Annotated in this window: 22 protein-coding genes and 1 riboswitch; of the genes, 11 read left to right on the top strand and 11 right to left on the bottom strand. The window is 70.6% G+C overall.

The genetic code is table 11. From position 1 onward, the window contains the following. Positions 1–190: 190 nt before the first annotated feature. Positions 191–715, top strand: a complete 525-nt coding sequence (locus NE857_RS11280; RefSeq protein ID WP_254420939.1) for a hypothetical protein — start codon at positions 191–193, stop codon at positions 713–715. Here the strand turns inward: NE857_RS11280 and NE857_RS11275 are convergent. Continuing rightward, the gene (locus NE857_RS11275) at positions 712–2100 is read right to left on the bottom strand and encodes an aminotransferase class V-fold PLP-dependent enzyme (protein ID WP_254420938.1); all 1389 of its coding nucleotides are present in this window, start codon (positions 2098–2100) and stop codon (positions 712–714) included. The genes NE857_RS11280 and NE857_RS11275 overlap by 4 nt on opposite strands. Before the next feature lie 64 nt (positions 2101–2164). Continuing rightward, positions 2165–2279: riboswitch (SAM riboswitch) on the bottom strand. Positions 2280–2494: 215 nt separating this feature from the next. Between NE857_RS11275 and NE857_RS11270 the strand changes: the two genes are divergently transcribed. The 4 genes from NE857_RS11270 to NE857_RS11255 all read left to right on the top strand — a co-directional run bounded on the left by NE857_RS11270 (position 2495) and on the right by NE857_RS11255 (position 5937). Next, positions 2495–2887, top strand: coding sequence for a DUF3870 domain-containing protein (locus tag NE857_RS11270; RefSeq protein WP_254420937.1), 393 nt, complete (start codon positions 2495–2497; stop codon positions 2885–2887). 7 nt (positions 2888–2894) lie between these two features. Beyond that, positions 2895–4169, top strand: coding sequence for a CaiB/BaiF CoA transferase family protein (locus NE857_RS11265; protein WP_254420936.1), 1275 nt, complete (start codon positions 2895–2897; stop codon positions 4167–4169). A 40-nt stretch (positions 4170–4209) separates the two neighbouring features. Further along, on the top strand, positions 4210–5403 hold the full coding sequence (locus NE857_RS11260) for an acyl-CoA dehydrogenase family protein (protein ID WP_254420935.1): 1194 nt from the start codon (positions 4210–4212) through the stop codon (positions 5401–5403). A gap of 66 nt (positions 5404–5469) precedes the next feature. Further along, positions 5470–5937, top strand: a complete 468-nt coding sequence (locus tag NE857_RS11255; protein WP_254420934.1) for a nitroreductase/quinone reductase family protein — start codon at positions 5470–5472, stop codon at positions 5935–5937. Between the two features lie 73 nt (positions 5938–6010). Here the strand turns inward: NE857_RS11255 and NE857_RS11250 are convergent, their stop codons facing one another. Further along, entirely contained in the window at positions 6011–6934 is a 924-nt protein-coding gene (locus NE857_RS11250; protein ID WP_254420933.1) for a GNAT family N-acetyltransferase, read from the bottom strand. 178 nt (positions 6935–7112) lie between these two features. On the opposite strand from NE857_RS11250, the gene NE857_RS11245 reads away from it, so the two are divergent. Further along, positions 7113–7331: a hypothetical protein gene (locus tag NE857_RS11245; protein WP_254420932.1), complete on the top strand. Its 219-nt coding sequence runs from the start codon at positions 7113–7115 to the stop codon at positions 7329–7331. 70 nt (positions 7332–7401) lie between these two features. Here NE857_RS11245 and NE857_RS11240 read toward each other — a convergent pair whose 3' ends face one another. The 6 genes from NE857_RS11240 to ruvC all read right to left on the bottom strand — a co-directional run bounded on the left by NE857_RS11240 (position 7402) and on the right by ruvC (position 14202). Beyond that, positions 7402–9585, bottom strand: coding sequence for a RelA/SpoT family protein (locus tag NE857_RS11240; RefSeq protein WP_254421941.1), 2184 nt, complete (start codon positions 9583–9585; stop codon positions 7402–7404). A 692-nt stretch (positions 9586–10277) separates the two neighbouring features. Next, entirely contained in the window at positions 10278–10835 is a 558-nt protein-coding gene (locus NE857_RS11235; RefSeq protein WP_254420931.1) for an adenine phosphoribosyltransferase, read from the bottom strand. A gap of 163 nt (positions 10836–10998) precedes the next feature. Continuing rightward, a complete protein-coding gene (gene yajC, locus NE857_RS11230) occupies positions 10999–11364 on the bottom strand; it encodes a preprotein translocase subunit YajC (RefSeq protein ID WP_017579732.1) in 366 nt (121 codons plus the stop codon). A 325-nt stretch (positions 11365–11689) separates the two neighbouring features. Further along, on the bottom strand, positions 11690–12829 hold the full coding sequence (gene ruvB, locus NE857_RS11225; RefSeq protein WP_254420930.1) for a Holliday junction branch migration DNA helicase RuvB: 1140 nt from the start codon (positions 12827–12829) through the stop codon (positions 11690–11692). A 58-nt stretch (positions 12830–12887) separates the two neighbouring features. Then, positions 12888–13514 (bottom strand): Holliday junction branch migration protein RuvA, encoded by a 627-nt coding sequence (gene ruvA, locus NE857_RS11220; protein ID WP_017579730.1) that lies wholly within the window; start codon positions 13512–13514, stop codon positions 12888–12890. 139 nt (positions 13515–13653) lie between these two features. After that, entirely contained in the window at positions 13654–14202 is a 549-nt protein-coding gene (gene ruvC, locus NE857_RS11215) for a crossover junction endodeoxyribonuclease RuvC (RefSeq protein WP_254421940.1), read from the bottom strand. A gap of 235 nt (positions 14203–14437) precedes the next feature. On the opposite strand from ruvC, the gene NE857_RS11210 reads away from it, so the two are divergent. The 5 genes from NE857_RS11210 (at position 14438) to NE857_RS11190 (ending at position 19624) form a co-directional block, all read left to right on the top strand. Further along, entirely contained in the window at positions 14438–15289 is an 852-nt protein-coding gene (locus NE857_RS11210) for an NUDIX hydrolase (protein WP_254420929.1), read from the top strand. 96 nt (positions 15290–15385) lie between these two features. Further along, positions 15386–16552, top strand: a complete 1167-nt coding sequence (locus NE857_RS11205; RefSeq protein ID WP_254420928.1) for a molecular chaperone DnaJ — start codon at positions 15386–15388, stop codon at positions 16550–16552. Positions 16553–16618: 66 nt separating this feature from the next. Beyond that, complete coding sequence (locus NE857_RS11200; RefSeq protein ID WP_254420927.1) at positions 16619–17608, top strand: hypothetical protein; 990 nt, start codon at positions 16619–16621, stop codon at positions 17606–17608. Next, positions 17605–19056: an adenylosuccinate synthetase gene (locus NE857_RS11195; protein WP_254420926.1), complete on the top strand. Its 1452-nt coding sequence runs from the start codon at positions 17605–17607 to the stop codon at positions 19054–19056. The genes NE857_RS11200 and NE857_RS11195 overlap by 4 nt, the downstream gene beginning before the upstream one ends. Before the next feature lie 142 nt (positions 19057–19198). Beyond that, positions 19199–19624, top strand: coding sequence for a PPOX class F420-dependent oxidoreductase (locus tag NE857_RS11190; protein ID WP_254420925.1), 426 nt, complete (start codon positions 19199–19201; stop codon positions 19622–19624). A gap of 138 nt (positions 19625–19762) precedes the next feature. Here the strand turns inward: NE857_RS11190 and NE857_RS11185 are convergent, their stop codons facing one another. From NE857_RS11185 to pdxT, 3 genes are all read right to left on the bottom strand, one after another. Then, positions 19763–20200 (bottom strand): DUF4282 domain-containing protein, encoded by a 438-nt coding sequence (locus NE857_RS11185; protein WP_017579718.1) that lies wholly within the window; start codon positions 20198–20200, stop codon positions 19763–19765. Positions 20201–20532: 332 nt separating this feature from the next. Continuing rightward, positions 20533–21279, bottom strand: a complete 747-nt coding sequence (locus NE857_RS11180; protein WP_017579717.1) for a YebC/PmpR family DNA-binding transcriptional regulator — start codon at positions 21277–21279, stop codon at positions 20533–20535. Next, positions 21276–21884, bottom strand: coding sequence for a pyridoxal 5'-phosphate synthase glutaminase subunit PdxT (gene pdxT / locus NE857_RS11175; protein WP_254420924.1), 609 nt, complete (start codon positions 21882–21884; stop codon positions 21276–21278). The genes NE857_RS11180 and pdxT overlap by 4 nt, the downstream gene beginning before the upstream one ends. Positions 21885–21942 lie beyond the last annotated feature (58 nt).

Raw genomic sequence — 21942 nt, 5'->3', positions numbered from 1 at the left:
CAGGGCCTGATAGTACAGCTTGCGAAAGTGATGCCCCGCACACCGCCGAGTGAAATGTGCCCTATTGCCCCTTATGTAGGTCCGTGTGTCGCAAGCTTTTGTGAGCATGAGGTCCCGAGCCCCCAAACCCGAACACCCTCTTCCTGAAGACCTCTTCCACTCCTCCCCCGAGCACCCAGGAGTCGTGTTGGTGTCCCCGTCCCCCGTTCCCCCCGACGTGTCCGATCCCCGTTTCACGCCGGTTTCCGCCGTGGCGCGCCTCAGCGGGGCCGGAGCGGCGCACATCGCACTGCTGCTCTTCCTTTTGCCCACCGCGGACAGCGCACTGGACGGAACCGGAGGGCTCCCCTACCCGGTGGCGACCTTCTACGGGCTGGTGCTGGTGACCCACACCCTGCCGTTCACGGTGCTGTTCCTCGTGGTCAGGGCTCTGGGCAGAGGCGGGCGGCTGATCACCCACCCGTTGCTGCCCGTCATCGGGGCCGTACCGAGCGCGGTCCTGTACGCGTTGTTCGGTATCTCCGTGGTGGTGTGGGAGCCGAGCGCGCTGACAGTGGCGATGACACTGTTCCTGACGCTGATCGGCTACGGGGTCCAGTCGGCACTGAGCCACCTCGTCTTCTACCCGAGGAGGACGCTGCCGGTCACGCTGCTCACGATCGCCCTGCCAGCCCTGGTGTGGGGCCTGGCCCTCCTGACGCACCGGCTCGGTTAGAGGACGTTGCGCGGGTCCGGCACCGGGGCCAGGCGGCCGTCGCAGTCGGCGTACTCCCAACGCGGTCCGCGGGCCACGAGGTCCGCGACCGCGCCCACCAGCCGGTCCACGTGCTCCTCGGCGGTCCCCACGCCCAGGCTCGCCCGCACCGCCTGTGTGTGTCCCTCGGGGAGCAGGTGCCGGGTGAGCGGGTGGGCGCAGAACAGGCCGTCCCGGACCCCGATGCCGTACTCCGCGGACAGCGCGGCGGCCAGCAGGTCCGCGGGCAGGCCGTCGACCACGAACGACACGATCCCGACGCGGGCGTGCTCGGCACCCCACAGCGTCAGCTCGTGCACGCCGTCGATCTCGGTGAGCCCGGCGCGCAGGCGCTCCAGCAGCGCCGCCTCGCGGATGTGCTGCAGGAACAACGTCTGGGTGTTGAAGGTGTCGCAGGCCGCCGCCAGCGCCACGGCACCGAGCACGTTGGGGCTTCCGGCCTCGTGGCGGGCGGGCAGGTCGTTCCAGATGACGTCGTGCTCGGTCACCTTCTGGGTCGCTCCGCCACCGGCCAGGTAGGGGGTGGCGGCGCTCAGCCAGTCGGAGCGGCCGGCCAGCACACCCGATCCGAAGGGCGCGTAGAGCTTGTGGCCGGACAGCGCCACGTAGTCCGCGCCGGTCTCGGCGAGGCTGAACGGCAGATGCGGAACGTACTGGGCGGCGTCCACGAGCACGCGGGCGCCCTCGGCGTGGGCGGCCTCGACCAGCTCCTCCACCGGCCAGATCTCACCGGTGACGTTGGAGGCCGCGGTCACGCACAGCAGCCTGGGGCCTTCGGGGGCCTCGGCGAGCGCGGCGCGGGCGGCGGACACGGCGGCTTCGGGGGTCTCGGGAAGCGGCAGCCGCACCACCTCGCCGGCTCGGGAGGCGGGGTGCTCCCACGGGAGCAGGCTGGCGTGGTGCTCGGACTCGAAGACCACCACGGTGCAGCCCTCGGGGACGGCACGGGCCAGCAGGTTGACGGCGTCGGTGGTGCCGCGGACGAACACGACGGCGTCGGCGGAGCCGGACTCGTCGGCCTCGGCGCGCACGCCCAGGAAGCGGGCGACGCTGCGGCGGGCGCGCTCGTAGGCGTCGGTGCTGACCTGCGAGTGGTGTCCGGCGCCGCGGTGGACGCTGGCGTAGTACGGCAGGGCGGCGGAGAGGGCATCGGCGACGCTGGTCAGGCAGGGGGCGCTGGCGGCGTAGTCGAAGTTGGCGTAGTCCACGTACTCACCGGTGACCAGGGGGACCCCGCTGTCGGCGGTGACGATCGTGCAGGGGTTCGCGGTGTCGGCCTCGCGGGCCGCGATCCGGGCTGCGGAACGGCTGGAGCGGGTGGAGTCGAACGGGATGACAGTGGTCATGGGGCACCTCTTCTGTGGGTCGTGGGACCCACCGGGGTACGCCGGATGACGGCATCTCCTCAGGGGTCCGCGCTTGTCTGACACGGTCGTGTCGGGACCTGGTCCTCACCCGGGGCACCCCACCGCGGAAGGAGGGTTGCCGACCAGCTAGCCGGGGCTTGTCGCTGGTACTCGTGACCTGTGCCGAAATGTAACACAAGGTGCGCGCGGATCGCATCCGTGTGTTCCTGTGGCCTGGAACACGGCCCCTCTTGACAGCGGCGGACCTGGCCGGGTCATACTGATCCCGAACTGCCCTCACGTCGCGGGTGTCCGGTTTCCCCCGGCCGCCCTTCAGGCGCGAGACTCCAGTGCGTCGGAGTTTTCGCATGCCCGCAGACAAGAGGTGCCTTCCTTGTACGGCGACGACCGTGTTCAGCAGCTTTTCCGCAACCCCAGGGTTGTGCTCATCTCCGGCTACGCCCGACTCCCCGACTCGGTGGCGAGCCATTCCCAGTACCAGCGACTCGGTGTCGTGCTCGCGGTGGACTCCGCGGACGGCCGGATCGTGGCCGCGGACACCACTCTCCTGACCGGCCTGGCCAAGGACTTCTTCCGCGCGCTGGTCGAGGGCGCCTCGGTGACCGAGGACATCGCGGAGATCATCCATCGGGTCCAGACGCGTTACGCGGGTCAGTCCGGAGCCGCCCTCACGACGGCGCTGCGCCGCTGCCTGGAGACCTACTACCAGCTGCGGGACGGCGATCAGCTGCCCGACGGCTCCGTGAACCCCGACGGCAAGGAGTGACCTGCGCATGAGTCAGACCAGCCCTGAACCCGCATCCGAGACAGGCGCCCCGCTGCCCCTCGCGGGGGTGCGGGTGGCCGACCTGTCCCGGGTGCTCGCGGGCCCCTACGCCACCATGCTGCTCGCGGACATGGGCGCCGAGGTCGTGAAGGTGGAGCAGCCCGGCCGCGGCGACGACACCCGCTCCTGGGGACCGCCCTACGCGGAGCCCACCGGGGAGCACCGGGCGGAGCACTCCCCCGGCGAGGCCGCCTACTTCCTGTCCGTCAACCGGAACAAGCGCAGCCTGGCCGTGGACCTCAAGGATCCGGAAGGGCTGGCCGCGGTCCAGGACCTGTGCGCCACCTCGGACGTGGTGATCCAGAACTTCCGGCCGGGGGTGATCGACCGGCTCGGGCTGGGCTACGAGGAGATCAGCAGGCGCAACCCGGCGGTCGTGTACTGCTCGGTGAGCGGGTTCGGCCCCGAGCACGAGCCCAGCACGCGGCCGGGATTCGACATCGTCGTGCAGGCCGAGAGCGGGCTGATGGCCACGACCGGTCCCGCGGACGGCCCGGCCAGCAAGGTGGGGGTGGCGCTCACCGACGTCCTCACCGGCCTGAACGCGGCCGTGGGCATCCTGGGTGCGCTGATGCGGGCCCGGGTGACCGGGCGGGGCGAGAACATCAGCGTCTCGCTGATCAACTCCACCCTGTCCAGCCTGGTCAACCTCACCCAACAAGCACTGGTCACCGGGTCCGAACCGGCCCGCGTGGGCAACGCGCACACCACCATCGTCCCGTACCAGGTGTTCCCGACCGAGGACGCGGAAGTAGTCATCGCGGCCGGGAACGACGCCCTGTACCAGCGCCTGTGCGCGGCGATCGACCGCCCCGACCTCGGCGCCGACCCCCGGTACTCCACCAACCCGCAACGCGTGGCGCACCGCGAGGAACTGGTCTCGGAACTCTCCGCGACCCTCCAGGAGAAACCAGCCGAGCACTGGATGACGGTCCTGGTCGAGGCCGGGGTCCCGGCTGGCCGGGTCCGGGGTGTGCTGGACGCCCTGCGCACCGCGGACGCCAGGGGCGACGACGTCCTGCGCACGGTGGAGCACCCCACATCCGGCCCGCTGGAGCAGGTGCGGGCGGGGTTCCGGATGGAGCACACGCCCGCCCCGATGACCGCCCCGCCACTGCTCGGCCAGCACTCGGCGCAGATCCTGGCCGAACTGGGACTGACCCCGGACCGGATCGAGGCGCTGCTGAAGAGCGGCGCCGCCCAACAGACCGACGTTCGCTAGCCCAGACCTCACACACGCAAGCACCACGAAGGGACTTTCCATGAGCGACTCCCGGCGCAAGGCCGCCGCCCCCGACCCCCTCGACTTCCTGGCGGTGGACGCGGAGCTGTCCGACACCGAGCGCGACGTCCGCGACGCCGTGCGCGACTTCTCCCACCGCGAGCTCCTGCCGAACGTCGCCGACTGGTTCGAGGCCGGGACCATCCCCGACCCGCGCGGCCTGGCCAAGGCCTTCGGTGACCTGGGTGTCCTCGGCATGCACCTGGAGGGGTACGGCTGCGGCGGCTCCAGCGCGGTCGCCTACGGCCTGGCCTGCCGCGAACTGGAAGCGGTGGACTCGGGGCTGCGCAGCTTCGTGTCCGTGCAGGGTTCGCTGGCCATGGCGGCGATCCACAAGTTCGGCTCCGAGGAGCACAAGAACGAGTGGCTGCCGAAGATGGCCGCCGGTGAGGCGATCGGCTGCTTCGGTCTGACCGAGCCCGACTCCGGCTCCGACCCGGGTTCGATGCGCACGCGCGCCCGCAAGGAGGGTTCGGACTGGATCCTCAACGGCACCAAGATGTGGATCACCAACGGTTCGGTCGCCGACGTGGCCGTGGTGTGGGCCGCCACCGAGGACGGCATCCGCGGTTTCGTGGTGCCCACCGGCACCCCCGGGTTCTCGGCCAACGTCATCCACAAGAAGCTGTCGCTGCGCGCCTCGATCACCTCCGAACTCGTTCTGGAAGAAGTCCGGCTGCCGGCCGACGCCGTCATGCCCGAGTCCAAGGGGCTCGGCTCACCGCTCTCCTGCCTGAACGAGGCCAGGTACGGGATCGTGTGGGGCGCGGCCGGTGCCGCCCGCGCCTGCTACGAGGCGGCGCTGGACTACGCGAAGACCCGCGAGCAGTTCGGTCAGCCCATCGGCGGTTTCCAGCTCACCCAGCGCAAGCTCGCCGACATGGTCGTGGACGTCAACCACGCCAACATGGCGGCGCTGCGGATCGGCCGGCTCAAGGACGAGGGGAACTGCCACCACAACCACGTGAGCTTCGGCAAGTTCGCCAACGTGGCGGCGGCCCAGCGGGTGGCCCGCACGGCGCGCGGCATCCACGGCGCCAACGGGATCACCCTGGAGTACCCGGTGATGCGGCACATGGTGAACCTCGAGACGGTGGCCACCTACGAGGGCACCGAGGAGATCCACGCGCTGAGCATCGGCCAGTCGGTGACCGGCATCTCCGCCTTCCGCTAGGCCGAGGTGCCATCAGCGGCCGAAAACCATCACAATGGGAGCATCCGAGTGAGGGAGTTGCCGAAGATGGTGAACGAACCGACGAAGCGGTTCGAGATGACGAAGCTGCGGCGGACCGCCAACGCCTTCGTCAGCGGCTTCGTCAAGTACGGGGCCTGCCCGCCCGAGCTGCACCTGCTCACCACGCGTGGGCGCACGTCCGGTTTCCTGCGCACCATCCCGCTCAGCGTCCTGGACAGTGAGAGCGGCCGGTATCTGGTCTCCCCGTACGGGGAGGTCAACTGGGTGCGCAACATCCGCAAGGACGGTTTCGCGACACTGCGCCAGGGCGGCTGGATCGAGCTGGTGAGCGTGCGCGAGCTGAGCTCCGCCGAGGCGGCCCCGGTGCTCAAGGAGTACCTGGAGCACCCCCGGGCCGCGGTCGTGGGACCGTACTTCGACGTCCCGCCGGAGGCTCCGGAGGAGGCTTTCGAGGCCGAAGCCGACCGCCACCCGGTCTTCCAGATCGTGCGTTCCACCACGATCCGCCTCTGACCCACCGCCGAACCCGGCGCACGAGCCCCGGCCACCTGAGCATCCAGGCGGCCGGGGCTTCGGCGTTGTTCGGTCAGCGGGCGGGACGGGTGTAGACCGTGCCGCGGTCGACCGGTTTGTAGCCGACGGTGGCGTAGGTCTTGGCCGGGGTCGGGTAAGCCTCGTTCGGGGTCGTGTTGATGTACACCCGGTCGCCGCCGCGGCGGGCGGTCAAGGTGCAGGCCTGCAGAGCCATGGCGACGGCCAGGCCCTTGCGGCGGTGGGCGGGCACCACGCCGAGGGGTTCGATCTCCGAGCAGCGGTTCTCCGCGTCCCACCAGACAACACAACACGCGGCAAGCGAGCCGTCCGGGGCCTCGACGACGAGGTCGAGTTCGCGGTCGTAGAGCAGGGCCGCACGCGTGTTGTCATAGCGTTCCCGGCTGAAACGACTGGTCAGGTCGGGGTTGACCGGGCCCACACGCTCGGGCCAGGGCAGGTCGGAGGGCTTCCAGGCGGTCCGGTGGCACTCCACCCGGGCCTCCTCCTCACCCTCGCGCACCGGGCGGAGCCGGTAGCCCTCCGGCAGGACGACCTCCTCCTCACCAGCGTCCCGGCTCATCCACTCGCCGTAGGTGTTCTGGTCGGACACGCCGAAACCGGACCGCTCGGCGAGCGCGCGGAGTTCGCCGTCGCCCTCGAAGGTCAGCAGGTCCACGACGGCGTCACCGACCTCGGCCAGCGCCCGGTCCAGGAGCGCGGCACCGGCCTCGGGGTCGGCCGAAGCACCCACGAGGATGATCTGGCTACGGTCGAAGAGGGCGTTGGGCGCCTCGACCACGGACCAGCCCACGAGCTCGCCGTTCCGAAGGGCCACGGCCGCGTTGTCCGAGGAGATCTCCCCGGTGGCCAGCTGCCAGCCCAGCCCGCCCGGGTGGGGTGCCATCGGCCAGAGCCGTCGGGCGAACACCTCCAGAGAGCGGCTGTCCTCCGCACGGAAGGGACGGATTTCGGGCATGGGGGCCTGCCTTTCCGGTGGTCTCGCGGACAGCTGCACGCTAACCACCGGGGCAGACGGGACGCCACTGGTTTTACGGGGCACGAAGGCCACGCCGGGCGCGGGGCCGGTGGCGCATGGTGATAGCTTCCTAGCGCTACGCTGACACCCAACCCCCACGGAAAGCGTGTGTATCCCCATGTCCGAGAGGAACTCCAGCCGGGTCACCGTCTACGCGGCCGTCACCGCCGTGTTCTGCGTTCTGGTCGCGATCATCACGACCGCCGATCCGTTCCCAGCCCTGCGCATTCCGCTGCAGCTGGCCAGCGTGGTCGTCCTGGTGGTCATGGCCTACCTGCTGGGCCGGGAGACCAGGACTGTCAGGAAGCCGGAGAAGGAAACCGAAGCGCAGGACTGACGACGGGCACAGTGGCCGGCCTCTCCCCAGATCCCGGCCACCCCGTGCTCTGCCGCTACTCAGGTCCCGCTCAGTTGCGGACGCGGAACACGTCGTAGACCCCGTCCACCCCGCGCACCGACCGCAACACGCTCCCCAGATGCGTCGGGTCGGCCATCTCGAAGGTGAAGCGGCTCTGCGCCACCCGGTCGCGGCTGGTCTGCACCGTCGCGGACAGGATGTTGACGTGCTGGTCCGACAGCACCCGGGTGATGTCGGACAGCAGCCGGGAGCGGTCCAGGGCCTCCACGTGCAGGGCGACCAGGAACATCGAGTCCTCGGTCGGCCGCCACTCCACGTCCACCATGCGCTCGCGGTCCAGGCTGGCGGCGTTGACGCAGTCCTGGCGGTGCACCGACACCCCGTTGCCGCGGGTCACGAAACCGACGATCTCGTCCCCGGGTACGGGCGTACAACACTTGGACAGACGCGCCCACACGTCGGTGTCGCCGCCGGCCACGACCACGCCCGGATTCCCGGAGCGCTGGCGGGTGGTGGCGGCCTTGGAGGGCAGGGAGGACTCGGCGATGTCCTCGGTGTGGCTCTCCAGCCCGCCCATGGAGTCCACGAGCTTGCTGACCACGCTCTGCGCGCTCACCTGGCGTTCGCCCACGGCGGCGTAGAGGGACTCCACGTCCGGATAGCGCAGGTCGCTGGCCAGGGCGATCAGGGCCTCACCGCTGAACAGGCGCTTGACCGGAAGTTCCTGCTTGCGCATGAACTTGGCGATCTCGTCCTTGCCCTGTTCGATCGCGGCCTCGCGGCGCTCCTTGGTGAACCAGTGCCGGATCTTGTTGCGGGCGCGGGCGCTCTTGACGAAGTTGAGCCAGTCTCGGCTGGGACCGGCGTCGGGGTCCTTCGAGGTGAGGATCTCGACGGTCTCGCCGTTGTGCAGCTCGTTCTCCAGCGGCACCAGGCGACCGTTGATGCGGGCTCCGACGGTGCGGTGGCCGACCTCGGTGTGCACGGCGTAGGCGAAGTCCACGGCGGTGGCGCCCTGTGGCAGGGGGATGACGTCGCCCCCGGGGGTGAAGACGAACACCTCCTGCACGGACAGGTCGAAGCGCAGCGACTCCAGGAACTCGCCCGGGTCCTTGGTCTCCTGCTGCCAGTCGATGAGCTGGCGCAGCCACTGCATGTCCGTGGTGCCCTTGGGCTTGGCCTCGGTGTTGGAGGAGTTGCGGTCCTCCTTGTACTTCCAGTGCGCGGCGATGCCGTACTCGGCGCGGCGGTGCATCGCGCGGGTGCGGATCTGCAGTTCGACCGGGTTGCCGGAGGGGCCAATGACCGTCGTGTGCAACGACTGGTACATGTTGAACTTCGGCATCGCGATGTAGTCCTTGAACCGGCCGGGCACCGGGTTCCACCGCGCGTGGATGGTTCCCAGGGCCGCGTAGCAGTCCCGGACGCTGTCCACCAGGACTCGCACCGCGATCAGGTCGTAGATGTCGTCGAAGCCCACGTTGCGGGCGATCATCTTCTGGTAGATCGAGTAGTAGTGCTTGGGCCGCCCGCGGACGGTCGCCTTGAGCTTGGACTCGCGCAGGTCGGCGGAGACCGCCTCGATGACCTCCTGGAGGTACACGTCGCGGCGGGGTGCGCGCTCGGAGACCAGGCGGGCGATCTCGTCGAAGCGCTTGGGGTAGAGGGTGGCGAAGGCCAGGTCCTCGAGCTCCCACTTGATGGTGTTCATGCCCAGGCGGTGGGCGAGGGGGGCGAAGATCTCGAGGGTCTCGCGGGCCTTCTTCTCCCGTTTGGCCTTGGCCGGGAGGTAGCGCAGGGTCCGCATGTTGTGCAGGCGGTCGCAGAGCTTGATGACCAGGACGCGGATGTCGCGGGCCATCGCCACGACCATCTTGCGGACCGTCTCGGCCTGGGTGGCCTCGCCGTACTTGACCTTGTCCAGCTTGGTGACGCCGTCGACCAGTTCGGCGATCTCGTCACCGAAGTCCGCGCGCAACTCCTCGAGTGAGTACTCGGTGTCCTCGACGGTGTCGTGCAGCAGGGCGGCGGCCAAGGTGGCCTCCTGCATGCCGAGCTCGGCGAGGATGGTGGCGACAGCAAGCGGGTGCGTGATGTAGGGGTCGCCGCTCTTGCGTTTCTGGTGGCGATGATGGTGTGCCGCGACCTCGTAGGCGCGCTCGATCAGCCGTACGTCCACCTTCGGGTGGGTGGCTCGCACGGTCTTGATCAGTGGTTCGAGCACCGGGTTCATCGTCACTCCCCGCTGGGCTCCGAGTCGGGCGAGCCTTCTGCGTACTCGCACGGTGGAGGGCGTGCTGGCGGCCGCCTGCTGGCCCGGGGCCCCCTGCCCCGAGACGTCGGAGGGCGCCGCATCGCTCGCGGCGCCCTCCGGGCGGTCCTGCTGTGGTCTTTTCGCGGTCGGCGCACCGCTGCCGTCCGCACGCTCTCCCGGCGCATGGGAACCCGTGGCGCCGACGGTTTTCGGCGTACCGGAGGCTTGGGCGGTTCCGGCGGTGTCCGGGGCACCGGCGGTTCCCGGCACGCCGTTGCCCCGGGCGGCGGCGCTCGGCGCCTCGGCGGGCTGGCGGCCCGATTCCTGCTCGGACACCGCCCCGGTCGAGACCACTTCGCTTGGCATGCCTACCTCCCGCGGTTCCACCCGGTGGAGCCGACGTCATCGTCCGGCTCGCCTCCGGTGCACGTGCGTGTCATCAGGGCCAGTCGTTGACGCGGCCGCCGCGGTCACCTCTCCCACCAGTCTAGTGGGACCGCCCCCACCTGCGCGGGGAGCGGTCTGGCCTCCTCGTGTCCCTGGTACCGACTCGGAGGTACGCGTAGTGACACAGGTCACCAGGTACGTCACACCGAGTGCTGGAGTACGTCAACAAGGACGGTCTGTCGCGGTATTCCCTTGCGGGGGCGACAGGCGTGGCGAGGTCGGCCTCAGACCGAAAGGAGGGTGTGCAGCTCCACGTCGGGCATCTTCCCGCGCCCCTGGAGCGCGGAGAGCTCCATCAGGACGGAGAATCCCACGACCGTACCACCCGCCTTGCGGACCAGTTCCACCGCGGCCCTGCCGGTGCCGCCGGTCGCGAGGACGTCGTCGACGACGAGCACACGACTGCCCGGAGTGATCGCGTCGGCGTGAATCTCGACGGTCGCGGTGCCGTACTCCAGATCATATGCCTGGTCGATGGTGTCCGCGGGCAGTTTCCCGGCTTTGCGCGCCGGAACGAAGCCCGCGCCCAGCGCCATGGCGACGGGGGCGCCGAAGATGAAGCCGCGCGCCTCCAGCCCGACGACGTGGTCGATCCCGGTTCCGAGGAAGGGCGCGGTGAGCCCGCGCACCGTGGCGGCGAAGGCCTCGGGGCGGTTGAGCAGGGGCGTGATGTCCTTGAAGAGGATGCCCTCGTGCGGGAAGTCCGGGATATCGCGGATGTTCGCCTCGATCAGAGCGAGATCGGCGGCGGGGACATCCGGGGTCGCGGTGTCATTGGGCATGGGTGGCGGGGCCTTCTCCTGGTGTGCGGGCCGGAAACCGGGTGTGTGCCGAAAAGCTGTGCCTCCGGCCGGAAAACAGCGGTACCGGCCCCGGATGATGACGGGGGCCGGTACCGAAGTCTGTGGTGCGCCGAGTTTCGGCGAGGGGGCTGTTCGCCCTGGACTAGCCCTTGGGCTTGTCGTCGTCGCCGAAGTCGGGACGGTCCTCGACCGGGGTGTCGTCGGCGGCGGGGGTGATGACCTCACCGACGCCGGCCTTGAGCATGCGGATACGGGTGCCGGGGGAGATCTCCAGCAGTACGTCCTGGTCGTGGATCTCGACCACCGTGGCGAAGATTCCGGCCTTGGTCATGACCTCGACGCCGGGGACCAGGGAGCTCTGCATCTGCGTCTCCTGCTGGCGGCGCTTCTGGTTCGGGCGCCAGAACAGGAGCCAGAAGACCAGGAGGATCAGCGCGAACGGAAGCAACATGCCGAAGAGGCTGCTCTCTCCCTGGGCCGCGGCGGCGAGAGTGTAAATGCCCTGCACGGGGGCGTCCTTCCTGACGTTTCCTGTGGCCGACGGCTACCGGCTCGGGTACCGCGACGACCACCTTCTCGGGCCGACCGACCCAACGGCCGAATTCACACCCGGCGTTTACAACGCACAAGGGTGCCAACTCGTTCCGCCAGTATCCGACGACACCATACGAGGCCACTGCCCCGCTTTGGCTGGTTCATCCAAGTTTACGTGGCGCTGGTCACCAGTATCCCACCGGCTGAGATCCGAGGGCTAACGGTTCGGCCCCGGTTCGCACGCACGCGTGCTTCATTGTGCCCGCACGGACGCGCTCCGTGAATGCTACCCGCCCCGACTAGGGGGTTCCGTTGTTCCGGACACTCGCGTTCTGACCACCCGGGCCCTGACCACTCGCGCTCTGGCCATTCGCGTTCTGGCCATTCGCGTTCTGGCCACCGTTGGCCGCGGGATCGGCGGCGGCACCGAAGGCGGCGTCCGGCGGCGGGGTGAGCCCCATGTGCGCCCAGGCCATCGGCGTGGCCACCCGGCCGCGCGGGGTGCGGGCGAGGAAACCGGAACGGACCAGGAAGGGCTCGGCCACGGTCTCCACCGTCTCGGCCTCCTCCCCCACGGAGACCGCGAGCGTGGACAGCCCGACCGGCCCGCCGCGGAAGCGGTTCATCAGCACGTCCAGGATGGCCCGGTCCAGGCGGTCCAGGCCCAGGGCGTCCACCTCGTACAGCTCCAGGGCCGCGTGGGCGTTGCCCAGGGTGATGCGACCGTCCCCGCGCACCTCAGCGTAGTCGCGCACGCGGCGCAGCAGGCGGTTGGCGATCCGGGGTGTGCCGCGAGAGCGGCCGGCGATCTCGCGGGCCGCCTCGGCCTCCATCGGAGCCCCCATGAGCCCGGCGGAGCGATGCAGGATCTGCTCCAGCTCGGCGGGCTCGTAGAAGTCCATGTGCGCGGTGAAGCCGAAGCGGTCGCGCAGCGGCGCCGGGAGCATGCCCGCGCGGGTGGTCGCCCCGACCAGGGTGAACGGGGCGATGTCGAGCGGGATGGCGGTGGCCCCGGGCCCCTTGCCGACCACGACGTCCACCCGGAAGTCCTCCATGGCGACGTAGAGCATCTCCTCCGCCGGGCGGGCCATGCGGTGGATCTCGTCGAGGAAGAGGACCTCGCCCTCCTGGAGGGTGGAGAGCACCGCGGCCAGGTCGCCGGAGCGTTCGATCGCGGGCCCCGAGGTGATGCGCAGCGGGGCGCCGAGTTCGGCGGCGATGATCATGGCCAGGGTGGTCTTGCCCAGGCCCGGCCCGCCGGACATCAGGATGTGGTCGGGGGCGCGGTTGCGGCGCTGGGCACTGTGCAGGACCAGGGAGAGCTGCTCGCGTACCCGGTGCTGCCCGACGAACTCGTCCAGGTTCTTCGGGCGCAGCGCACCCTCGATCTGGTGTTCCTCGACGTCGGCCTCCGGTGAGACGGCGTCACGCTCGTACACGGGTCGCCTCCTTCCTCTTCCCGTTCGTGTTCCTGTTCCGCGTCACGGCCGGTCCCGGCTAGGCGCGGCTGAGCTTGCGCAGGGCGCTGCGCAGCAGGACGGTGACGTCGCTGGTGTCCTCGGCCTCGGCCGCGACGGCGGCCGCTGCGGCCTCGGAGTCCTTGGCCGACCAGCCGAGGTTGACCAGGCCGGAGACGACCTGTCCGCGCCAGGCACCGTTGGGCGACGCACCGTTCGCGCCGTTCGGGGCGTCGGCGGGCGGCAGGGTGCCGTCGGTCATGACCGGGGCGTCGAGCTTGCCGCGCAGCTCCAGGACGATGCGCTGGGCACCCTTCTTGCCGATGCCGGGAACACGGGTGAGCGCGGCGGTGTCCTCGGTGGCCACCGCCTGGCGCAGGCTGTCGGGGCTGTGCACGGCGAGCATGGCCAGGGCGATGCGCGGGCCGATACCCGAGGCGGTCTGGACCTGCTCGAAGAGGTTCTTCTCGTCGTCGTCGGCGAACCCGAAGAGGGTGAGGGAGTCCTCGCGCACCACGAGGCTGGTGGCGACGGTGCCCTCCTCCCCCACATGGAGGCGGGACAGGGCGGAGGGGGTGCACTGAAGGGTCATGCCGACCCCGCCGACGTCGATCACGGCGCTGCCCGCGCCGCGTGCGGCCACCCGGCCGGTGAGGAACGCGATCATCTCGAATGGGCACCGGGAGGGGTGCCCGTCTCCTTCCTGGGGGCGGTACTGCTGCCTACTGCTGGTTTTGCTGCCTACCGACCGCTGCCTGCCGAAACCCGCTGCTCGCCACCACCGCGGCTGCCCGGTTCGGTGCGGGCTAGCGGCCGCGGGCGCGGCGCGCCAGCTCGACCTTGCGGGCGAAGTCCTGTTGGGCCTGGGCGACCCGCGCCTGGGCGCCACCCCGCCAGATGTGGCAGATGGCCAGGGCCACGGCGTCGGCGGCATCGGCCGGTTTGGGCGGCCCGTCGAGTCCGAGGATACGCGCCACCATGCTGCCGACCTGCTTCTTGTCCGCGCGGCCGTTGCCGGTGATGGCTGCTTTGGCCTCGCTGGGGGTGTGGGTGGCCACGGGCAGTCCGCGGCGGGCGGCACACACCAGGGCGATCCCGCTGGCCTGCGCGGTACCCATGACGGTGCTGAGGTTGTGCTGGGCGAAGACGCGTTCGACGGCCACGGCGTCGGGCTCGTACTTGTCCAGCCACTCCTCGATACCGCGTTCGACCTGCACCAGCCGCTGCGGGAGTTCGGTGTCGGGGCTGGTGCGGATGGCATCCGCGGCCAGTAGGCGCAGAGGTCGGCCGATGGCCCCCTCCACAGCGCCGATGCCGCAGCGGGTCAGTCCCGGGTCGATTCCCAGCACGCGCACGTCGCCACCTGTCTCTCTTGCCATGTCCCGCTGATCGAACGCCCGTTCGCACCATGCTAGCGGCGCACACCGACGCTATCCGCCGACCACCCGGGCGTGTCGGCCCCGAGGCATGGCCCGGGGATCTGACCCAGGGACGCGAAGTGAGCACGGAGGGGTGGACGAACGGACACCTCGGTGCTAAGTTCAACTCAGATCGAGAAAAACTCAGCTTGAGGATAACCAAGGGGAAGCAGTGTCCGAGGGGATCGACGGAGAAGGCGCGGCGCAGGGCCCGCCGCGGGAGACGGGGCAGGGCGCGGGGCGGTACGACGCGGACGACGAACGCAGATTCCTCGCCGACTACGACCCGAACGCCTTCGCGCCCGCCGCCGTCACCGTGGACGTCGTGGCGCTCACCATCCGCGCCGGCCTCCCCCGCGTCCTGCTCGGCCGCCGCGCCCGCCAGCCGCAGCGCGGGCGGTGGGCGCTGCCCGGCGGGTTCGTCCGCGCACAGGCCGGACCGGCCGGTCCGGCCGACCCCGACCTGCCCGACGCCGCCCTGCGCGTGCTCACCGAGAAGACCCCCCTGCCCGCCGAGATCCACCTGGAGCAGCTCGGCACCTACGGCGCGATCGACCGCGATCCGCGCATGCGGGTGATCTCGGTGGCCTACATGGTCCTCGCACCCGACCTGCCCGACCCGCATTCGGGCCGCGACACCGCCGAGGCCGCGTGGGTGCCCTGGACCGCCCTGGGCCACGGCGAGGGGGCGGGCACCGAGCACGAACTCGCCTTCGACCACGCGCGCATCCTCGGTGACGCCGTCGAACGCGCCCGCTCCAAGCTCGAGTACACCGCCCTGGCCACGGCCTTCCTCCCGCCCGTTTTCACCATCACGGCGCTGCGCGGGGTGTACGAGGCGGTGTGGGGACACACCCTGCACGCCGCCAACTTCCACCGCAAGATCCTCGCCACCCCCGGGTTCGTGGAGGACACCGGGGAGCTGGCCGAGCGCGGGGGTACGGGCGGCGGTCGCCGGGCCCGGCTGTACCGGGCGGGCGGCGCGGCCCTGCTGCACCCGCCGCTGCTGCGCGGCAGCCAGTGAACGGCACCCCCGCGATGGCCCCGACCAACGGCACACACGACAACGGCCCCCGCGTCCACGGCGACTACTGAGCGGCACCCGGTGAAGGGAGTCCGGATGAGCACGGAACAGCACACCCGAGGCGGTTTCGACGCCGCCCTGAACGCCCTCGACCTCGCTGCGGATCCCGCCGCGCTGTTCGGCCCCCTGCCCGCGGACGGCGGGGCGCTCCCAGCGGCGGCCGCCGCCGAGTACCGGCGCCTGGCCCGGCTGCTGCACCCCGACGCCGCGCCCGCCGGACGCACCACCGAGGCGACCAACGGATTCGCGAGGCTCACCGAGGCCTGGCGGTACTACCGGAAGGCGGCCGAGGGCGGTCTGGGGCTCGACGACATCACGATCGTGACCCGGGAACGTACCTACCACGTGAGTCAGGGAGGCGCCCTGGTCAGCGGGAACGTGGCCGATCTGCACCCGGTGCGCTGGCGGGAGCAGGCCCGGGCCCCGGAGCCGCACGCGGGCAGGCGCTCGCCCGCCGTGGGGCGCTGGCGGCAGGGGATGCTCAAACTCCCCCACGCCCCGATCGACAACGACCTGCTCCTGGCCGAGGCCACCGCGCTGCGCCGGATCCGCGAACACGGCGCCGAGCACTACCGGGCCTTCGTCCCGGAGCTGGTGGAGTCCGTCCGGCACCGCGACGCCGCGACCGGGGTGGAACGGCGCGGCAACGTGCTGGGACTTCTGACCGGATTCCACACCCTGGCCGAGGTGCGGCGGGCCTGCCCGGACGGGATCGACCCGCGCGACGCCGCATGGATGTGGCGCCGCCTGCTGGCGGCCCTGGGTAACGCGCACCGAGCCGGGGTCGTGCACGGGGCGGTCGTCCCCGAACACGTCATGATCCACCCGGAGGCGCACGGGCTCGTCCTCGTGGACTGGTGCTACTCGGTGAGCGCGGCCGAAGCGCACACCGCTCGGCACCGGCCGCCGACGGCCCCGCACATCCCGGCGATGGTTCCGCACCGCGAGGAGATGTACCCGCCCGAGGTCGCCGACCGCGGCCCCGCCCGACCCGCCACCGACGTGTACATGGCCACCAGGTGCATGGAGTTCGTGACCGGCGGGCGGCTGCCCCCGAAGCTGAAGGCGTTCGCGCGCGGCTGTTCGCTGCCCGCGCCCGTGCGTCGGCCCGGTGACGCCTTCGCGCTGCTCGACGAGCTCGACGAGGCACTGGAGCGATGCTTCGGACCGCGCCGGTTCCGCCCCTTCCACCTGCCTTCCTGACCCCTACTCGGCCCTGACCCGCGCCGTCCCGACCACCGCCGCACCGACCCCCGCAAGGAGACAGCAATGGGAAGCAGCAGCTGGTCCACCGACGCCTACCACGCGCGGCAGGCCTATCAGGACTCCGCCGGAATCAGCAGCTTCGACTACCACGACCACGTCACCACCAGGGCCCCGCGGCACGAGTGGACGGTCCACCCCTCACTCGACCCCTACGGCGTGACCGTCCGCGAGAGCCGCGACTCCGACGCCCACCCGAACTCGCTCGCGGTGTCGGTGCTCTTCGACGTCACCGGCTCCATGGGGCGGGTGCCACGCACCCTCCAGACCAAGCTCCCCGACCTGTTCGGTCTGCTCCTGCGCAGGGGCTACGTGGCGGACCCGCAGATCATGTTCGGCTCGATCGGCGACGCCACCTGCGACCAGGTGCCGCTCCAGGTCGGGCAGTTCGAGTCCGGCAACGAACTGGAGGACGACCTGGGCAACACCCTGCTGGAGGGCGGGGGCGGCGGCCAGGTGACCGAGTCCTACGAGCTGGCGATGTACTTCATGGCCCGGCACACCGCCATGGACTGCCTGGAGAAGCGGGGCCGCCGCGGCTACCTGTTCATCATCGGCGACGAGAAGGCCTACGGCGCGGTGAAGGCGCGCGAGGTCCGCGAGGTGATCGGCGACGACCTGGCCGAGGACATCCCGTTCCCGACGATCCTGGCCGAGCTGCGGCGCAAGTTCGAGGTGTACTTCATCCTGCCGACCGGCAGCTTCCACTACCGCAGCGACGAGGTACGGGAGTTCTGGGAGAAGCACATGGGCCAGAACCTCATCCTCCTGGACGACCTGGACGCGGCCAGTGAGACGATCGCGCTCACGGTGGGCCTGAGCGAGGAGGCCATCGACCTGGACGAAGGGCTGAAGGACCTGGCCGAGGCCGGATCCGACCAGGCCGACGCGGTGGGCAAGGCGCTGCGTCCGCTGGCCCGCGGACGTGGCCCGGTCTCGACCTCCTCGGGCATTGAGGAGCTGGCCGGTGACGGGCCGGGGGTGGACCGGCTGTGAACGGGCGGACGGGTGCACGGGCGCCGGAACACGCGATCGTGATCGACCTGGGGTTCGGTGACGCGGGCAAGGGCGTGACCGTGGACCTACTGTGCTCGCGGGGCGGATACGGCGCGGTGGTGCGGGCCAACGGCGGCGCCCAGGCCGCGCACAACGTGGTCGCCCCGGACGGTCGGCACCACACGTTCTCCCAGTTCGGGGCGGGAACGCTCGCCCCGGGCGACCCGGTGCCCACGCACCTGTCCCGGTTCGTGGTGGTGGACCCGTTCGCGCTGGCCGCGGAGGCCCGGCACCTGACCTGCCTGGGTGTGCCCGACCCGCTCTCGCTGGTCACGGTGGACCGGCGGGCGCTGATCAGTACCCCGTGGCACGCCGCGGCCAACCAAACGCGGGAGCGGGCGCGCGGCCGGGACCGGCACGGTTCGTGCGGGATGGGCGTGGGCGAGACGATGGCCTACGCCCTGGATCACCCCGCGGACGCGCCCACCGTCGGCGACTGCGCCTCCCCGGAGCTGCTCCGCCGAAAGCTGGAGCGCCTGGCCGACCGGTTGGCCTCGGTCCTGGCCGGGGAATCGGAGCCGGTCGGAGTTTCGTCGCCGGGTGAAGCTCCGTCCCCGGTTGGGGCCGCGGAAGCGGCGGGGCCGGGTGCTACGGACACGGGTCGAAGATCTGAGCCCCTCCCTGATCCGGAGGAGTGCCTGGCCGCCTACCGGGCCTTCGCGGAGCGGGTGCGGCTGGTGGACGAGAGGTACCTGCCCCGGCTGTTGGACCGCGCCCCGGTGGTGTTCGAGGGCGCGCAGGGGGTGCTGCTCGACGAGTGGCACGGCTTCCACCCGTACACCACCTGGTCCACGACCACCACCGTCAACCCGCTGGCGCTGCTGGCGGAGGCGGGCCACGCGGACGGCGCCCGCCGGATCGGGGTGACCCGCACCTTCGCCACCCGGCACGGCGCCGGACCGATGGTCACCGAGAACGTACTGCTCACCGAGCGGCTGGCCGACCGGCACAACCGGACCCACCCCTGGCAGGGCGGGTTCCGGGTGGGCCACCTGGACCTGGTCGCGCTCCGGTACGCGCTGGAGGCCACCGGCGGGGTGGACTCGCTGGTGGTCACGCACGCCGACGCCCCCGCCCGGCTGGGCCGGGAGCTCCACTGGTGCGTGGGGTACGAACTGGCTGACGGCGCTCCGCTGCGGATCGCTCCGGGAGACTCCCCCGACCTGGCCCGCCAGGCCCGATTGGCCGGTCTGCTGACCGCGGCCCGGCCGGTGTTGGAACCGGTCCCGGGCGAGGTGCCCACCACGGTCGCCGACGCCCTGAACCTGCCGTTGGAGGCGGTCTTCACTGGCCCGACCAGGGACGACGCCCACCTCCCGGTCCGCCGCCTACCCCGTGTGGGCGCCTTCCCCCGGAGAATGCCCCTGGCCCGCCACCGAGTCGCCTGAACCCGGGACGGTCCCGAAGCCCGGGAGGGCTTCCGGGCGGTCGCGCTCGGACCTGTGCGGATCCGGTACTCCGCTGAACCGGGTCCCGGGCGCCGTGCGTGTCGGGCTCGGGCCCGGGCGGCGGGCGATCTAGTTTGGTGCGATGAGCTCACTCTCCGATCCCGAGGTCCGCGACTTCCTGCTCAAGGGCACCCGCACGGGAAAGGTCGCCTACACCGCGGCGGACGGCCGTCCGCTGGTGGCACCGGTCTGGTTCACCATCGACGACGACGGGCTGGTGTTCAACACCGGCCGCGAGAGCGCCAAGGGCAGGTCCTTCGCCCGTGACCCCCGGCTGACGCTGCTGGTGGACCTGGAGGAGCCGCCGTTCGGCTTCGTGCAGGTCCAGGGCACAGCGGAGGTCTCCGAGGATCCCGACGAGCTGGTGCGCACCGCCACCGAGATCGCCCGGCGGTACATGGGCCCGGAGCGGGCCGAGGAGTTCGGCCGCCGCAACGGCGTCCCCGGCGAGCTCGTGGTGCGGATCCGCCCGACCAAGATCGTCGCCGCCATGGACATGACCGGCTAGTCCACGGACGCGGCCTGGGCGGCACTCGCTGCCTGGGCGACACCGCCGGAACCGACGAGTTCACCGCCGAGGTCCTGCGTCAGCTTCCCTGGACGGGGGCCGGCGGCAGCGGTCCGGTGCCGGCCCCCCGTGGGAGGACTACATACCGCCGCGCTTGCGGATGGCGTTGAGGTCCTCACTGATCCGGAAGGCCACGATGAGCAGCTCGAGGACGATCCGCGACAGCAGCACGGAGATCGCGGTTCCGACGAAGGTACCGATCAGCATGGGGACGCCGAGGAAGCCGAAGTCGTCGTCGCCCATCATCGCGATGGCGGAGATCAGCCCAAACAGGAATCCGATGGCGATCATGATCAGCCACAGGATGTAGACGACCTTGATGATCCGGGCGGTGATGAACTCCCGGAAGGAGAAGTCAAACAGCGCCCCGAAGAACCCAGTTCTGGCGGGCGCGGGCTGGGTGTACCCGGCGGCGGGCTGCTGCTGGTACTGGCCGCCCTGGTACCCGCCGGACTGCGGCTGCTGGCCGTACGGCTGCTGAGAGGGGTCCTGGGGGTATCCGGGGGGATTGGTCATGCTCTCTTTGTTCCTTGTCTGTCGTCTCAGTTGTCGTCTCGGCCAAAGTCCGCACCGCCCGTGGGGAGGGGCGGCCGACACAACGAACTGTACTCATCCGTTCACCCGCCCGCCCCGCCCGGCTGTGCCTCAGCGGCCGGTGCGCGGATGTGCTGCCCTTGGCTGGGCACCTGTGTGGAGAAGCAGGGGCTGACCGGCCCCGAGGTCGGAATCGAGCGCCTGTGATCACCCCGCGCCGCGTCTGGGGTTTCCCCGACAGACGCCTGTGGCCGCGCCCCGGAGCGGGGTGCGGCCACAGGCGTTGACGCGTGTTCCCGTTCGGGGACCGGGCTCTAGAGCTCGGCCATGACCTCGTCGGGGATGTCGGCGTTGGTGAAGACGTTCTGGACGTCGTCGGAGTCCTCCAGGGCGTCCACCACCCGCATGACCTTCTTGGCGGCCTCGGCATCGACCGGGACCTCCATGGTCGGCAGGAAGCTGGAGTCGGCGGACTCGTAGTCGATGCCCGCCTCCTGGAGAGCGGTGCGCACCGGAACCAGGTCGGTGGCCTCGCAGACGATCTCGAAGGCCTCGCCGAGGTCCTCGACCTCCTCGGCCCCGGCCTCCAGGACCGCCATGGTGACGTCGTCCTCGGTGGTGCCCTCCTTGGGCACGATCACGACGCCCTTGCGGTTGAACATGTAGGACACCGAACCGGCGTCGGCCATGTTGCCGCCGTTGCGGGTGACCGCCACGCGCACCTCGGAGGCGGCGCGGTTGCGGTTGTCGGTCAGACACTCCACGAGCAGGGCCACGCCGCCGGGGGCGTAGCCCTCGTACATGATGGTCTGCCACTCGGCGCCACCGGCCTCCTCACCGGAGCCGCGCTTGCGGGCGCGCTCGATGTTGTCGGCGGGCACCGAGTTCTTCTTCGCCTTCTGGATGGCGTCGTAGAGCGTCGGGTTCCCTTCGGGGTCCCCACCACCGGTACGCGCGGCCACCTCGATGTTCTTGATCAGCTTGGCGAACAGCTTGCCGCGCTTGGCATCGATGACGGCTTTCTTGTGCTTGGTGGTGGCCCACTTGGAGTGGCCGCTCATGGGTGTCCTTTCACGATGTCGACGAAGAGGCGGTGGATACGCGTGTCGCCGGTGAGTTCGGGATGGAAGGACGTCGCCATCAGGCCGCCCTGTCGTACGGCGACGATCCTACCGGCCTCGTCCGTGCCGGGTACGCGTCCGAGGACGCGGACCTGTGGGCCCACGGATTCCACCCAGGGGGCGCGGATGAACACCGCGTCGAAGGGGTCCTCGCCGATGCCGTCGATGTACACGCCCGTCTCGAAGGACTCCGTCTGGCGGCCGAAGGCGTTGCGGCGCACCGTCATGTCGATACCGCCGACGGTCTCCTGGTCGGCCGTGCCCCCGAGAACGCGGTCGGCGAGCATGATCATTCCCGCGCACGTGCCGTAGACCGGCATACCGTTGGCGACACGTTTGCGCAGCGGCTCCATCAGGTCGTACCGCACGGCGAGCTTGGACATGGTGGTCGACTCCCCGCCGGGGATGACCAGGCCGTCGACGGAGTCGAGGCGGTCGGCGGACAGGACCTTCACGGTGTCCGCGCCCAGGGTCTCCAGGACGTGCACGTGTTCGGCGACGTCCCCCTGGAGGGCGAGGACGCCGATGGTGGGTCTGGCTGTCAAGTACGGCCTCACTCTGTGGGTCTTGCTGTGTGGGGAGGAGGTGGATGGTGGGTGAGGG

This window comes from Nocardiopsis exhalans (genome assembly GCF_024134545.1).
GTDB classification, from domain to species: domain Bacteria; phylum Actinomycetota; class Actinomycetes; order Streptosporangiales; family Streptosporangiaceae; genus Nocardiopsis; species Nocardiopsis exhalans.
Note: the sequence above shows the minus strand (reverse complement) of the source record. Positions and strands in the feature narration are given on the sequence as shown.

What these genes read in the sequence shown, in the direction of transcription:
- NE857_RS11275 (WP_254420938.1), bottom strand. Translation starts at nt 2,100, where the DNA reads ATGACCACTGTCATCCCGTTCGACTCCACCCGCTCCAGCCGTTCCGCA.
- NE857_RS11265 (WP_254420936.1), top strand. Translation starts at nt 2,895, where the DNA reads ATGAGTCAGACCAGCCCTGAACCCGCATCCGAGACAGGCGCCCCGCTG.
- NE857_RS11260 (WP_254420935.1), top strand. Translation starts at nt 4,210, where the DNA reads ATGAGCGACTCCCGGCGCAAGGCCGCCGCCCCCGACCCCCTCGACTTC.
- NE857_RS11255 (WP_254420934.1), top strand. Translation starts at nt 5,470, where the DNA reads ATGGTGAACGAACCGACGAAGCGGTTCGAGATGACGAAGCTGCGGCGG.
- NE857_RS11250 (WP_254420933.1), bottom strand. Translation starts at nt 6,934, where the DNA reads ATGCCCGAAATCCGTCCCTTCCGTGCGGAGGACAGCCGCTCTCTGGAG.
- NE857_RS11245 (WP_254420932.1), top strand. Translation starts at nt 7,113, where the DNA reads ATGTCCGAGAGGAACTCCAGCCGGGTCACCGTCTACGCGGCCGTCACC.
- NE857_RS11240 (WP_254421941.1), bottom strand. Translation starts at nt 9,585, where the DNA reads ATGAACCCGGTGCTCGAACCACTGATCAAGACCGTGCGAGCCACCCAC.
- NE857_RS11235 (WP_254420931.1), bottom strand. Translation starts at nt 10,835, where the DNA reads ATGCCCAATGACACCGCGACCCCGGATGTCCCCGCCGCCGATCTCGCT.
- ruvA (WP_017579730.1), bottom strand. Translation starts at nt 13,514, where the DNA reads ATGATCGCGTTCCTCACCGGCCGGGTGGCCGCACGCGGCGCGGGCAGC.
- NE857_RS11205 (WP_254420928.1), top strand. Translation starts at nt 15,386, where the DNA reads ATGAGCACGGAACAGCACACCCGAGGCGGTTTCGACGCCGCCCTGAAC.
- NE857_RS11200 (WP_254420927.1), top strand. Translation starts at nt 16,619, where the DNA reads ATGGGAAGCAGCAGCTGGTCCACCGACGCCTACCACGCGCGGCAGGCC.
- NE857_RS11190 (WP_254420925.1), top strand. Translation starts at nt 19,199, where the DNA reads ATGAGCTCACTCTCCGATCCCGAGGTCCGCGACTTCCTGCTCAAGGGC.
- NE857_RS11185 (WP_017579718.1), bottom strand. Translation starts at nt 20,200, where the DNA reads ATGACCAATCCCCCCGGATACCCCCAGGACCCCTCTCAGCAGCCGTAC.
- NE857_RS11180 (WP_017579717.1), bottom strand. Translation starts at nt 21,279, where the DNA reads ATGAGCGGCCACTCCAAGTGGGCCACCACCAAGCACAAGAAAGCCGTC.